General features: G+C 59.8%; 15 protein-coding genes. 14 read left to right on the top strand and 1 reads right to left on the bottom strand.

The annotated features are described in order from the left end of the window. The 11 genes from E7813_RS11625 to E7813_RS11580 all read left to right on the top strand — a co-directional run. Window positions 1-260 (top strand): transcriptional regulator (locus tag E7813_RS11625; protein ID WP_291573970.1); only part of this gene is annotated, 260 nt, incomplete at its 5' end. A gap of 361 nt (window positions 261-621) precedes the next feature. Continuing rightward, a complete protein-coding gene (locus tag E7813_RS11620) occupies window positions 622-984 on the top strand; it encodes a hypothetical protein (RefSeq protein WP_291573968.1) in 363 nt (120 codons plus the stop codon). 99 nt (window positions 985-1083) lie between these two features. Next, complete coding sequence (locus E7813_RS11615) at window positions 1084-1674, top strand: hypothetical protein (protein WP_291573966.1); 591 nt, start codon at window positions 1084-1086, stop codon at window positions 1672-1674. Window positions 1675-1677: 3 nt separating this feature from the next. Then, entirely contained in the window at window positions 1678-2085 is a 408-nt protein-coding gene (locus E7813_RS11610; protein WP_291573964.1) for a hypothetical protein, read from the top strand. Window positions 2086-2283: 198 nt separating this feature from the next. Beyond that, a complete protein-coding gene (locus tag E7813_RS26150) occupies window positions 2284-2616 on the top strand; it encodes a type II toxin-antitoxin system VapB family antitoxin (RefSeq protein ID WP_363331170.1) in 333 nt (110 codons plus the stop codon). Further along, window positions 2579-3226 carry a toxin-activating lysine-acyltransferase gene (locus E7813_RS11605; protein ID WP_291573962.1) on the top strand — a complete coding sequence of 216 codons (648 nt, stop codon included), beginning with the start codon at window positions 2579-2581 and terminating at the stop codon, window positions 3224-3226. Before E7813_RS26150 ends, E7813_RS11605 begins: the two co-directional genes overlap by 38 nt. A 161-nt stretch (window positions 3227-3387) precedes the next feature. Further along, window positions 3388-4011 (top strand): hypothetical protein, encoded by a 624-nt coding sequence (locus E7813_RS11600; RefSeq protein WP_291573961.1) that lies wholly within the window; start codon window positions 3388-3390, stop codon window positions 4009-4011. Window positions 4012-4215: 204 nt separating this feature from the next. Next, entirely contained in the window at window positions 4216-5193 is a 978-nt protein-coding gene (locus E7813_RS11595; protein ID WP_291573959.1) for an ABC transporter substrate-binding protein, read from the top strand. A 265-nt stretch (window positions 5194-5458) separates the two neighbouring features. After that, window positions 5459-7687, top strand: a complete 2229-nt coding sequence (locus E7813_RS11590) for an adenylate/guanylate cyclase domain-containing protein (protein WP_291573957.1) — start codon at window positions 5459-5461, stop codon at window positions 7685-7687. Between the two features lie 27 nt (window positions 7688-7714). Then, window positions 7715-7912 (top strand): hypothetical protein, encoded by a 198-nt coding sequence (locus E7813_RS11585; RefSeq protein WP_291573955.1) that lies wholly within the window; start codon window positions 7715-7717, stop codon window positions 7910-7912. After that, on the top strand, window positions 7909-9321 hold the full coding sequence (locus E7813_RS11580) for an amidase (RefSeq protein WP_291573953.1): 1413 nt from the start codon (window positions 7909-7911) through the stop codon (window positions 9319-9321). The genes E7813_RS11585 and E7813_RS11580 overlap by 4 nt, the downstream gene beginning before the upstream one ends. A 21-nt stretch (window positions 9322-9342) precedes the next feature. Here E7813_RS11580 and E7813_RS11575 read toward each other — a convergent pair whose 3' ends face one another. Beyond that, window positions 9343-9663: a hypothetical protein gene (locus E7813_RS11575; RefSeq protein WP_291573950.1), complete on the bottom strand. Its 321-nt coding sequence runs from the start codon at window positions 9661-9663 to the stop codon at window positions 9343-9345. Between the two features lie 105 nt (window positions 9664-9768). Here E7813_RS11575 and E7813_RS11570 point away from each other — a divergent pair, with 105 nt between their 5' ends. The 3 genes from E7813_RS11570 to E7813_RS11560 all read left to right on the top strand — a co-directional run bounded on the left by E7813_RS11570 (window position 9769) and on the right by E7813_RS11560 (window position 13496). After that, on the top strand, window positions 9769-10038 hold the full coding sequence (locus E7813_RS11570) for a GlsB/YeaQ/YmgE family stress response membrane protein (RefSeq protein ID WP_291573948.1): 270 nt from the start codon (window positions 9769-9771) through the stop codon (window positions 10036-10038). A 411-nt stretch (window positions 10039-10449) separates the two neighbouring features. After that, window positions 10450-12192 carry a type I secretion system permease/ATPase gene (locus E7813_RS11565; protein ID WP_291573946.1) on the top strand — a complete coding sequence of 581 codons (1743 nt, stop codon included), beginning with the start codon at window positions 10450-10452 and terminating at the stop codon, window positions 12190-12192. Continuing rightward, window positions 12189-13496 carry an HlyD family type I secretion periplasmic adaptor subunit gene (locus tag E7813_RS11560; protein WP_291573944.1) on the top strand — a complete coding sequence of 436 codons (1308 nt, stop codon included), beginning with the start codon at window positions 12189-12191 and terminating at the stop codon, window positions 13494-13496. The genes E7813_RS11565 and E7813_RS11560 overlap by 4 nt, the downstream gene beginning before the upstream one ends. Window positions 13497-13526 lie beyond the last annotated feature (30 nt).

The following is a 13526-nucleotide window of genomic DNA, read 5'->3' as shown; positions in this document are numbered from 1 at the left end:
TCAGTCCGGCACAATGCAGAGCGGCGAGGGGGCTTCTCGATTGGAGCCAACAAACATTGGCAGAGCACGCTGGCGTCGGTGTGGTTACGATCCGTCAGCTTGAGGGTGAAAATCAGCAGCCCCGGCGCGCAACACTTTCTGTGGTTCGCGGTGCGTTAGAGCGTGCCGGCGTCGAGTTCATCGACGAGAACGGCGGTGGCCTTGGTGTGCGTCTTCGGGAGCCCGTCAGCGGAAAGATCCGGGGAATGAACAGGAGCTGACGTGCGAGGGGTGCTGTCCATATTGGTCCCGAGCACAGCAGTTCAACGCGAGGATAATCCCGGCCGATCTCCTCGTGCAGCCTTATCGGATTGCAAAGAAGGCCCGGGAAGCTGCCGGCGTCGAATTCATCGACGAGAACGGTGGTGGATTAGGGGGGCCTCCGAAAGCCGAAACGCGCGACTAGCAGGCGGTCAAAGGGAACGCGTCCAAAAGGATCCGAAAACAAGGGATCCGTGGACTGCCGAAGTTGTTGTGATGGTCGACGGGTTACTTGGGTTTGGCAATGCCAATCGATAGCTTCGCTTGCACGGGAATCCGTCATGGCTCATATTTGCGAGGGCTTTACCGGAGTGGAATGCCATGCCCCGTCATAATCGTGTCAGTGACCTTGCTGCGGACAGCTTGGCCAGCGGCTCCCCTGCGATCGGCCAACCGGCATTCGGACAGTTGCAACGCTTGAGTGCAGTCGGTCTCGAACCTCCGCTGTTTGGCCGGACCCCTGAAGAGATCGGCTTCGAAAAGCGACTGATCGAAATCATCTCCGGCTCACCCGACCGGCGGACCAAGTCAAAACAAGAACTTGTTGAACTCGGTAGGACTGAGTTTGGCCTCTCGGAAAGACGGGCGATGGCCCTCCGTGAAAGCGTCATCATGCGACTCCGTGCCAAAGCCTGGTGCAATGCTGGAGCCCCGAAGGGCAGGCAAAGCCGGCGTACTGGCTAAATTCGAAAATCGTGCAGGGTATTGTTGCTGAAAGATTTCGGCAATCATCATCCACGGATGGGTGAGCAGGTGCTCACGCCAGTCTGATGGAGTGCCAAAATGCGACGCTCATTGGTCAAATCGCCGCCGCTCAGGTTGCCGAAAGAACTGGCGCAGTTCTTTGCCGATCCTCCGCTCGCCTTAAACGAAAGGCGGGAAGACTACGACGATCTATTCGCTGCGATCGCAGCTGCCGCAAAACCCGCTGACGCGATCAGCTGGATGTTTGTCCGCGATATCACCGATCTTTCTTGGGAAATCCGCCGCGAGAGAAGTCGGAAAATGCAGCTCATCAAGTCCTCCGAGGAGAGCCGCGTTGCGGACATTTTGACGGAAGGATTGGATTGGAGCGCATCAACTCCAGGTGACGCCGACGCCTCCGAAGCTGCAAGGCAATGGGCCAGTGACCCCAAAGCGCGTCGAAAAATCGATAAGGAGCTCCCAGATTTGGGATGGGCCCCGACGGATATTTTGTCCGACGCCTTAGACAACTCTGACATTGACGAAATTGATAAGCGAATTGCCTCTTACGAACTGCGACGGATGGCTGCATTGAGAGCGATTGAGCTGTATAGCGAGAAACTGGCCCGGCGGCTCGAAGGAGCCTCTTCCAAGGTCATCGACGGGGAGTTTACCGAGGCGGCTAAGTAGGCGATGACCTCGGACCGTAAAATCGCGGCCAATCGCCGAAATGCCAAGAAAAGCACCGGACCCCGCACCGAAGCCGGCCGGCGGCACAGCCGGCGCAACGCCTTGCAGCACGGCCTTGCGGTCGCGATCGGGTCGCAACCCTCGTTCCGCGAGGACATCGAGGCATTGGCAAAGGCCTTGGTCGGCGACGGGGGGCAGCCTAACGAATTCGCCCGCCAGGTCGCCGAGGCCGAACTCGACCTGCTGCGCATCCGCAAAATCAGGGCGTCGCAACTCAACGCGGCCGTCGGCAATCCCGGCGCGCCATCCGAAGCCTACGCCGAGCTCGGCGAAAGCCTGGCCAAACTCGAGCGCTATGAACGGCGTGCCTACTCGCGGCGCAAACGCGCCCTGGGCGCCTTGATCTCGTAGTCGCAGCCGGAGGCCTGCGCAATGGTTGGCCATATGGGAAGAGGGGAGTATACAATTTCAAACTGTAAATATGTATAAACTAAACCTAAAGAGCAGAGCACGGCTATTTTGGCAGAACGAACCCAAACTGAGGCTGATCGACGAGAATGGCGGCGGCCCCGGAGTGCGCCTTCGGAAGCCTGGAAAGAAAATTCCCAAATGATCGGTTGGGTCGCGCCGGCGAGTATGACGCCCAAATCGAATCATGCTTGCCATGCTAGGATGTCTGCCTCAATGAGACTGAACATCAAGAATTCAATGACGCATCGATTGGTCCAAGAGCTTTCGAAGCGGACCAGAGAATCAATGACGGCGGCGGTAACAACGGCGGTTCGTGAGCGCCTTGATCGCGTCCGTCGTGAACAAGGCGGGAGCTTGGCCCACACGCGAAATTGTTCCGACGCGAGGGCAATCATTGCCACGAAATTTTTTACAGAGAGTAGGGGGATGACATATGGCGAAAAAGAAAAGGCCAAAACCCACTGTCAGTGACGCAAAGCAGCCCGGCTCAGCCAAAAAGTCGGCAACTCGTACCAAAGACCCGCCGGTCCCTGCTGGTAGGCGTGAAGAGACGGTGGCTGTGTCGAATGCAGTGCCTCGACCATCTCTCCTCAAGGAGCAGAAAAAGGTCGACGCATCGGCCGACGTTGCGAGCGCATCACCGCAGCCGTCTGCAACAAGGCAAGTCGATGTGACGCTCGGTCAAATCGTCACAATCCTGATGCGCTCTCCCCAGCACAAAGAGCGCCCGCTGGCCGACCTGGAGTGGCTCGTTTTGCCCGCCATCCTCAGCGGACAATACCGCGTCGCTCAAGCGCAGCAGTCGGGCCTCGCGGTGCCCGTCGGGGTAGCGCTTTGGGCGAGCGTGTCGACTGCCGTCGATCAGCGGCTTTCGGATTTGTCTGTTCCATGGCGCTTGCAATCTGAAGAATGGAGCTCTGGCAATATCCCATGGCTCGTGGAGCTCGTCGCCGATACCCCAACCCAGCAGGCACTCTTAAAGCACCTGGGTGAAACAGTGTTCAAGGGACGCGGTATCAAGATGCGGGTGCGCGGCGCTGACGGCAAGACGCAGATCGGTACATTTAAGGGAGCAGTCTAAAAAAGCCGATGCTGTTGCGCGGTCGAGACCCTCTAGCGCCTGAAAGAAACTGGCGTCGTCATCGTCGTGAACTCAAAGCCACGCCAACGTTTTCGGTCTGCTTCACACCGGCGCGGGATCATTCGGTTTGATCTCGCTAAAGTCACCTATCAGGAAGAGCAATGTCAGATGACATCAAAACGATATTGATTCTATCGTCGTATTCCAGTGGTTCGACAGCCGTAGCCGGGTTTGTGGAACTATGTGGCGCCTATTCTTGTCCGCCCTTGACTGTAACAAATGATCCTCTAACCCCCTCGGCAAAAGAGCCTGTAGAATATAGAAATATATTGGTGAGCTGCATCGATGAACTTTCTCTACGGAAGCAGAAGCCCAGTTCAGTTTTCTTAGATTTCTTTGCGAAGTGGCATCCCGCACAGTTATTAAAAGCCTCTGAAGTTGGGTCAAAGGTAATTGTCCTTAAGCACCCATTACAGGCCTTTTTTTTAGATGAGATATTTGAAATTTGTGACCCCAAGCTAGTATTGGTTCATCGCCCATTTAATAACATCGAGGCAACGAGGTTAAGAAGACAATGGCACCCAGTATATGGAAAAGCGGGCGCTCGAGTAATATACAATTCCCTATATTCAAAACTTCACGAAGGTTCAAAATCCTATATTTCCGTTCCGTATGAATCGTTTCTCACGCACTTGGCAATACAGCAAGATTTGCTATCTTTTTGTTCCATAAATCCAACGCCATCAGAATTAACAGAGGCGAGAAAGTTTCTCAGGGTAAAATAGAGTTTGAGTTTGCTGAGGGCTGAGCCAATCTGATCGAAAGCAGCTGGCAGTCGCCCTTGCAGCGCCGCTGACGTTATCCCTGGCTTCTGTCCAGTAGCACTCTCCCCCGAACGGACGTCGGAGACGAATGACGCGAAAAATTGGGATCGACGCTTACCTACGCCCGCGAGTCCTGTTACCGTTGCCCGTCCCGGGGGAGCAGGCATGAGGCGGCGGGAATTTATCGGCCTTGTTGGCGGCGTGGCGGTTTGGCCGGTTGCGGTGCGGGCACAGCAATCAGGGCGCATGCCGGTCGTCGGTGTATTTTGGGCCTATGCAGACACCCAGGCAGAGGCCCCGAACCGGCTTTCTTTTCTGGAGGGTCTTGCGGCGCTCGGATACATTCCTGGAAAAACCTTCATATTAGAAGAGCGCTACGCTGATGGAGTTCCCGAGCGCTTGGACGCTCTCGCTAACGAGTTCATCGCCCTCAAAGTGGACGTCCTGGTCTGCCAAGCCGGCGGACCAACGGTTGCGCTTCAGCGAGCAACCTCGACTATCCCAATTTTTTTTGTTGGCGTTGACCCGGTACTGCAAGGTTGGACGACGAGCCTATCCAAGCCGGAAGGAAATATGAGCGGCATATCTCAAATCGCCGCTGATACCTCCGCAAAGCGTTTGCAACTCCTTCAGAAGACGATCCCAACTTTATCGCAGGTGGCTCTACTCCGTGACCCCACAAATGAGGGTGCCTCTTATGAACTGTCTCACCTCTCCAACGCTGCGAAGGAGTTGGGATTGTCGTTTGAGGTGTTTGACGTCAGTACCGGCAATGATATTGATCAGGCATTCCAAAGAATGGAGGAGCAACACCTCCAGGCAGCGCTAGCTTTCAGCGCGAACCTTTTCAGCTCAGAAAGAAACCGGATAGCCGCCTTGGCGTTGAAACATCGTCTAGCTGTGATGGGACCATCTAAATATTTCGTCGAAGCTGGCTCATTGTTGTCGTACGGTGTAGATTTCCCCACACTTTGGTACGGCAGTGCCCGTTTTGTTGACAAGATTTTGAAGGGAGAAAAGATCGGCGATATTCCGGTCCAACAACCAAAGTTTTACTTCTGTCTTAACCTCAGGACCGCCAAGGTACTGCGTATTGAGATCACCCCAGCGATGCTTGCGCTTGCCGACGAGGTGATCGAATAACCCTCAAGCAAATTATCAAAAGTAGATCTTAAAAAGCCAATATTTCTATTTCATTCAATAGCTTAAAACACCCAAGGCTTCGGAGGGTGCCGCGATATAGATGGCCTACGCGATCCGCGCTATGTCTGCTTTAGGCTCAATTCCCTTCGAAACCTGGACTCCGAAATCTTACTTTGACGGGAGTTGCGCAGGGCGCTCTAATTAGGTGGCGCGAAACCTCAATCACGGATGTGGTCACATTGCGTAGACGTGATACCCAAACAGCATGAAGCGACTAAGGATCCTACGACGGTGGTTCGGGCGTAAGTTCGGGTATGCACGGCTGGCGTGCCTGGCGCTCCTGATCGGGTTTGCTGCCCTGCGTATTGTCGATCCCGCTCCGATCGAGGAACTTCGCGTCAGGACCTTCGATACCTTCCAGCGCATCGATCATCGCGTGAAGACGGCAAGGCCGGTCACCATTGTCGATATCGACGAAACGAGCCTGGCGAAACTCGGCCAGTGGCCCTGGCCGCGGACCCGGATCGCGGATTTCATCAACAACCTGACCAAGCTGGGCGCCGTCGCGATCGGCTTCGATATCATGTTCGCCGAGCCCGACAGGCTCAATCCCGACGTCGCAGCCGACACCTTCCGCGATCTCGATGAGGAAACCCGGGTCAAGTTGCGCGCGCTGCCAAGCAATGACCAGGTTCTAGCGGATGCGATGCGGCGCTCGCGCGTGGTGCTGGGCGAAACCGGACTGCCCGCGATCCTTTCGGAACTCGACAAGAAGCTTCCGGTGACGGGACTTGCGACGCTGGGCGAAGACCCTCAGCGGTTCATGTACAAATTTCCAGGCCTGCTGCGCAACACGCCGGTGCTGGAAACGGCAGCCGGCGGCCGCGGCATGCTCACGATCAACCCCGAGCGCGACGGCATCGTACGCCGGGTGCCGATGATCATGCAGGCCCAGGGCGAGATTATGCCGTCACTGACCTTCGAAATGTTGCGGGTGGTGACCGGCACCGACACGATCTTCATCAAAACCGATCCGGCCGGCATCAAAAGCCTCGGGATCAAAGGGTTTCAGATTCCGACCGATCTCCACGGCCAGCTTTGGGTGCATTTCGCGCGTCGCGATCCTTCGATCTATGTTTCGGCGATCGACGTGCTTGAAGGCAGGGTCCCGCCCGAAAAGATCGAGGGCAAGCTGGTGTTGATTGGAACCTCGGCGGCGGGGCTCAACGACCTCAAGACTACGCCCGTCGATCCCGCGCTGCCCGGTGTGGAGATCCACGCGCAAGTGCTGGAGAGCGCGCTGACCGGCGCCGTGCTTTCGCAGCCGTACTACGGTCCCGCTCTCGAATTCCTTGCCGCCTTGGTGCTCGGAATCCTGGTGACCATTTTTGCACCGATGTTCGGCCCGGTCACCCTCGTCGTTGTCGGTGCCCTGTTCGCGTCGGTGCTGATCGGAACATCCTGGTATTTTTACGTGCACGACAGGCTGCTGATCGATTTCACCTATCCCCTGCTGTCGACCACGACGATCTATCTCACCCTGATTTTCACCAGCTTTGTCAGGGAGCAGGGTCAGCGGCGGCAGATTCGCTCCGCGTTCGGCCAGTACCTGTCGCCGGCGTTGATCGAGCAGCTCGCGCAGTCGCCGGATAAACTCAAGCTCGGCGGCGAAGAGCGCGAAATGACCATCATGTTCTCCGACGTTCGGGGCTTCACCACTATCTCGGAGTCCTTCAAGCACGATCCGCAGGGCTTGACGACGCTGATGAACCGGTTCCTGACCCCGCTGACCAACGCCATCCTCGATCGCAAGGGGACTATCGACAAATATATGGGCGACGCCATCATGGCGTTCTGGAACGCGCCGCTCGACGACAAGGAGCATCAGCTCAATGCCTGCGAAGCCGCACTCGACATGCTGGAACGGATCGACGCGCTCAACAAGGTGCGCGAGGTCGAGGCGCAGGAGAGCGGCATCACCTTTATTCCGATCAATGTCGGCGTCGGCCTGAATACCGGCACCTGCGTCGTTGGCAATATGGGCTCCACCCTGCGGTTCGACTATTCGGTGCTCGGCGACACCGTCAATCTGGCGGCACGGCTGGAGGGACAGACCAAGGAATATGGATTCTCGATCCTTGTCGGCTCCAAGACGGCGATGGCAATCAAAGAGAAATTTGCGATTCTCGAGCTCGATTTCATCATGGTCAAAGGCAAGAAGGAACCCGAGGTCATCTATGCGATCGCGGGGCGCGAGGACACCGCGCAGTCCGGGCGTTTTCAGAGGTTGCGCAACCTGACCATCGAGATGCTGGCCTGCTATCGCAGCCGCGACTGGGACGGCGCGCTGGAAGCGATCAGGCGCGGCCGCACTACCGACGAAGCCCATGCGCTTGAATATCTCTATAATCTGTATGAGGCGCGGATCCTCAACTACAAGAAAGACCCGCCGTCGGAAGACTGGAACGGCGCCTTCGCGCTGTTGACGAAGTAAGCCGCAGCCGCGCCCAAGGGAACGGACATGACAAGACCAACCCCCAAACAAATCAAGGCGATGGCCGAGGCTGCTGGCGTGCCGGTGAGCGACGAAGTGGCCGCGCGCCTCGCCAATTCCATCGGTCCCGCGTTCGAAGGCTTTGCGGCGGTCGCCGGCACGCTGCCGTTCGATCTCGAGCCAGCGACATTTGCCGTCGTGCAAGCCGTCAAGGTGGAGAAATGAGCAGCGAGCCGGCATTGCTTTCGCTGACCGAAGCCGCGCAGGCGATTGCGCAAAAGCGCTTGTCGTCGCGCGAGGCGACGCAATCCTGTCTGGACCGGATATCGCAATGGCAACCCCGTCTCAATGCGTTCATGGCAATCGAGGCCGACGCGGCGCTGGCGGCCGCCGAGGCCGCCGACGCGGCGCTGGCGAAAGGCAACGTCTGGGGCGCGCTGCATGGCGTGCCGCTGGCGCACAAGGACATGTATTACGACGCCGGCAAGGTCGTTACCTGCGGTTCGAGGATTCGCCGCGATTTCGTGGCGACCACGACCGCGACCGCGCTGCGGCGGCTGAAAGACGCCGGCACCGTACGCCTGGGTTCGCTGCAGATGTCGGAGTTCGCTTACGGGCCGACCGGCCACAACAGTCATTACGGCCCGGTCCATAATCCATGGGCGCTCGATCACATCACCGGCGGCTCATCGTCGGGATCGGGTGCGGCGGTCGCCGCACGTCTGACCTTCGCCGCACTGGGCTCGGACACCGGCGGCTCGGTCCGGATGCCGGCGCATTTCTGCGGCGTCACCGGATTGAAGACCACCGTCGGCCGTGTCAGCCGCGCCGGCGCGATGCCGCTGTCGCAGTCGCTCGATACCGTCGGGCCGCTGGCGCGCACGGTGCTGGATTGCGCACTGTTGTTGGCTTTGATGGCCGGCGCCGACCCCGATGACCCCACCGCGACCACGGCGCCGCCGCAGGATTACGCGGCGGCGGTGCGACAGCCGATGAAGGGCCTGACTGTCGGCGTGCCCACGGCGTTCTATGTCGACGATCTCGATCCCGAGGTAGCGCGAATTCTCGAGGAAACCATCGCCGTCTTCAGGCAAGAGGGCGCGGCCATCGTCCAGGTCGAGCTGCCGGACCAGCGCCAGCTCTCCGCGGCCTGTCAATTGGTGCAGGCGGTCGAAGCCGCCGCGTTTCACAAGCGGTGGCTGATCGAGCGGCCGCAGGACTATGGACCGCAGGTTCTGATGCGGTTGCAGAACGGGCTCGCAATACCCGGCGTGTTGTATCTGGAGGCGATGCGCTGGCGCGCTCCGGCACTGGCCGCGCATCTCGCGGCGGTCGCCGGCGTCGATGCGGTGATTGCCCCAGTGGCGCCCGTTGCCGCGCCCACCATTGTCGAAAGCGACGTCGGCAACGGCCCGGACGCCGACGCGGTGATCCAGCGGCTCACGCGGTTTACCCGTGCGGTCAACTATCTCGGGTTGCCGTCACTGGCGATCCCCTCGGGGTTCACGTCCAAGGGCCTTCCCGTTGGCATGCAGTTGATCGGCCGGCCGTTCGATGAAGCCATGCTGTTGCGGATGGGAGCGGCGTTCCAGCGTGCGACCGATTTTCACGCGAGGCTGCCGAAGGCGGCGTGACCTGTCCCGTTGCGACGCGCCTTAGCCGCCGAGGCCCGGATCGGCCCAGCGCTCGATCTGGGAAGCGCCGACAATCTGCTTGGGCTGGTAAGGGTTGAGCGTGCCGGTGCTCGCCGACCAGCCTTTCGCCAGTATTTGCATGGCGAACAGCTTGGCATCCACTTCGGACTTGAACGTCCGGGTCGATCGGACCGCGGTTTTTGCACGGTCGTCCGTTGTGGCGGCTTCCGGGCCAAAGGCCACATACCAGATATCGGGTTGTGTCATTGCTTCATAACGCCGACGGCGGATGAAAGTTTCTGATCTTGCCACAAAACGGAGCGTTTTCAGGGGAAGCGGCAAGCTCGGCCGTCCTGACTCCGCAAAATGGAGTCGTCACGTCGGGAAAATATGGATAGGTTTGAGCGTAGCGCGCAGGATGGCACGCACCAACAGGGGGAATTTTCCATGCAAATGTCGGGTCAGGGTCTTCTCGTTATTTTATTCGTCGGCCTGGTTGCGGGCTGGCTGGCCGGAAAAATCGTTCGCGGCACCGGCTTTGGCATTATCGGCGACATCATCGTCGGTATCCTCGGTGCGTTCATCGCCGGCTGGTTGTTTCCGACGCTTCATATTCACCTCGCTTCCGGCATCGTCGAGGAAATCCTGTTTTCCGCGATTGGCGCGATCGTGTTGTTGCTGATCGTCCGCCTGATTCGAACCGGCGGTCGTTTCTAGGGCTGTCTCCCGAAAGCTGATCGTTGGACCGGCGGACGCGGCCGGTTTGGCCGCCGTCCGGAACCCGCTGCCGGGGTTCCAATCGCGAAACCAGCCCGGGTAGATAGCCGCTTCCGGCACCCTGCCACCGATATTCCTGGGCTGGTGCTTTCCCGCGGTCCTTGACGAGCCTATGGCGCCTGTCGCGGGCGGGTGTTTTGCGTCCCATCCTCCCGATGCAAGGGGGGGCGGGGCCCCCCCGAAAACGTTTAGGTTAACGTGACTTAATTGGACGATGGCCGTAAATATCGGTAAAAACTACCCATTATTGAAATCGAACTAGGGCATTTTGTTGCAGCAAGCTGGATTCCGCTTGGCCGGAAAATGCTCTAGATTCGTCCCCGCGCACCCCTCTTGAAGAGACTAGGATTGATGGCAGCCGCTCCCGGTGTCCGGCGTTCCGAACTCGGTGAGGCGTTGCGCGCCTGTCGCAATGCGTTCATCGGCGTCGGCGCCATGAGCTGCATGATCAACCTGCTCTACCTGACCGGCTCGCTGTTCATGCTGGAGGTGTACGATCGGGTGCTTCCGAGCCGGAGCGTGCCGACCCTCGTCGGTTTGATTGTGCTGGCCGGCGGATTGTACATCGCCCAGGGTATTCTTGACCTGATCCGGGGACGAATCCTGATTCGTGTCGGGACCGCGCTCGATGAAGCCCTCAATCAACGGGTGTTCGATACCGTTGTGCGCCTGCCGCTGACCGTCGGCGCGCGCAACGAGGGCCTTCAGCCGCTGCGCGATCTCGACAACGTCCGCTCATTTCTCTCCGGTATGGGGCCGGGCGCGTTCTTCGACCTGCCGTGGTTGCCGTTCTATCTGGCGATCTGTTTCGCCTTCCATGTCCTGATCGGCCTGACGGCGCTGGTCGGCGCGATCATCCTGGTCACCCTCACCGTCGTGACCGAATTCCTGTCGCGCGCGCCGGCGTATCAGGCGATGGGTCTGGCGGCGCGCCGCAACGATCTTGCGGCCACCAGCCGGCGAAACGCCGAGGTGCTGGTGGCGATGGGAATGTCGGGGCGTCTGACCAAGCGCTGGAGTGCTGCCAACGAGAAATATCTTGAAGGCAACCAGCGCGCCAGCGACATCGCGGGAGGCCTCGGCGCGATTGCCAAGGTCTTGCGCATGACCTTGCAGTCGGCGGTCCTGGGGGTCGGCGCCTACCTGGTGATTCACCAGGAAGCGACCGCCGGCATTATCATCGCAGGCTCGATCCTGAGCGCGCGAGCGCTGGCGCCGGTCGATCTTGCGATCGCGCACTGGAAAAGTTTCGTTACCGCACGCCAGAGCTGGCATCGTCTTAACCGGCTGCTCGAATCCCTGCCCGCGCAGCCCGCTCAGACCTTGTTGCAGGCCCCCTCGAGCCGCCTGTCGGTCGAGGCTCTCAGTATCGTGCCGCCGGGCGATCAGAAGGTCGTCATCCAGGACGTGACGTTCACGCTTGCGGCCGGAAACGGGCTGGGTGTCATCGGGCCAAGCGGATCGGGCAAGTCGTCGCTGGTGCGCGCGCTGGTCGGCGTGTGGCGACCGGTGCGTGGCAAGGTACGGCTCGACGGCGCTGCCCTCGATCAGTGGTCGAGCGACGTGCTCGGCCGCCATATCGGCTATCTGCCGCAGGATGTCGAACTGTTCGCGGGCACGGTCGCCCAGAATATCTGCCGGTTCGATCCGGAGGCCGGTTCCGATGCCATCATCGCGGCCGCCAAGGAAGCGGGCGTCCATCAGCTGATCATCAAGATGCGCGATGGTTACGATACCCAGATCGGCGAGCAGGGGACCGCGCTTTCAGCCGGTCAGGCGCAACGCGTGGCGCTGGCAAGGGCTTTATACGGCGATCCTTTCCTGATCGTCCTTGACGAGCCGAATTCCAATCTCGACACCGAGGGCGACGAGGCGCTGACACGGGCGGTTCGCGCGGCGCGCGAGCGTGGCGCCATCGTGGTGGTGGTGGCGCACCGGCCGATCGGCATCGAAGCGGTCGACCAGCTTCTGGTCCTGAAGGACGGCCGCCAGCAGGCCTTCGGTCCCAAGGAAACGGTTCTGGGGCAGGTGCTGCGGGTTTCGCCGCCTTCTCCGATCAAGATCGTGTCCGATGCCGGAGTTGCGAAGTCATGACCGGGGGGCAACAGGGAGCGCAGCCTTCGATCCGGCTGCATTTGATCATCGGACTGGCGGTGGTCGTCGTTCTGGCCGGCGGACTTGGAGGCTGGGCATCGACGGCCGAGATCTCGGGCGCGCTGATCGCGCCGGGTGCGATCGTCGTCGAATCGAATGTGAAGAAGGTGCAGCATCCGACCGGCGGCGTGGTCGGTGAAGTGCTCGCGCGCGACGGCGACCTGGTCAAGGCCGGCGATGTGGTGGTGCGGCTCGACGATACCGTCACCAAGGCCAGCCTTGCCATCGTCACCAAGAATCTCGACGGGTTGCTGGCGCGGGCTGCAAGGCTGCAGGCCGAACAGCAAGGTCTCGACAAGATCACATTTCCGGCGTCGCTGCTCGATCGTGCCAGCGATCCCGACGTCAAGAACGTGATGGCGAGCGAGTCCAAGCTGTTCGAGGTTCGCACCACCGGGCGGATCGGGCAAAAGGCGCAATTGCGCGAACGGATCACGCAGTTGAACGAGGAAATCGCCGGCCTGACGGCGCAGGAGAAGGCGAAGGACCAGGAAATCGCGCTGGTGGAAAAGGAGCTGGTCGGGGTGACCTCGCTCTACGATCAGCATCTGGTGCAGATTTCGCGCCTGACGACGCTGCAGCGCGACGCCGCCCGGCTCAATGGCGAGCGGGCGCAGTTCGTCGCAGCGAGGGCGCAGGCCAAAGGCAAGATTACCGAGACCGAGCTGCAGATCATTCAGGTTGACAAGGATCTGGTCAGCGATGTCTCCAAGGATCTTCGCGAGACCAACGACAAGATCGGCGAGTTCGTCGAGCGCAAAGTCACCGCCGAAGACCAGTTGCGGCGGACCGATATCCGCGCCCCGCAGGACGGCATGGTGCTGCAGTCGACGGTTCACACCGTCGGCGGAGTGATCACGGCCGGCGACACCATCATGATCATCGTTCCGCAAAGCGATGACCTGCAGGTCGAGGCCAAGGTCAATCCGCAGGACATCGACAAACTGCAGATCGGTCAGAAAACCTTGCTACGGCTGTCGGCGTTCAACCAGCGCACCACGCCGGAGCTGAACGGCGTTGTCACCAGGGTTTCGCCCGACGTCACCATCGAGCAGCGCACCGGGCAAAGCTATTACACCATCCGCGTCTCGTTGCCGCCGGTAGAAGTCGCCCGGCTCGGCGACGTCAGGCTGATCCCCGGGATGCCGGTGGAAGCCTTCGTGCAGACCGGGGACCGCACCCTGCTGTCGTACCTCATCAAGCCGCTGAACGATCAGTTCATGCGGGCGTTTAGAGAGAAATGACGGAGTCGTCCCGGCGCACGCAGGGACGAC

It is taken from the genome of Bradyrhizobium sp. (assembly GCF_004799405.1).
In the GTDB taxonomy this organism is placed as follows: domain Bacteria; phylum Pseudomonadota; class Alphaproteobacteria; order Rhizobiales; family Xanthobacteraceae; genus Bradyrhizobium.
Note: the sequence above shows the minus strand (reverse complement) of the source record. Positions and strands in the feature narration are given on the sequence as shown.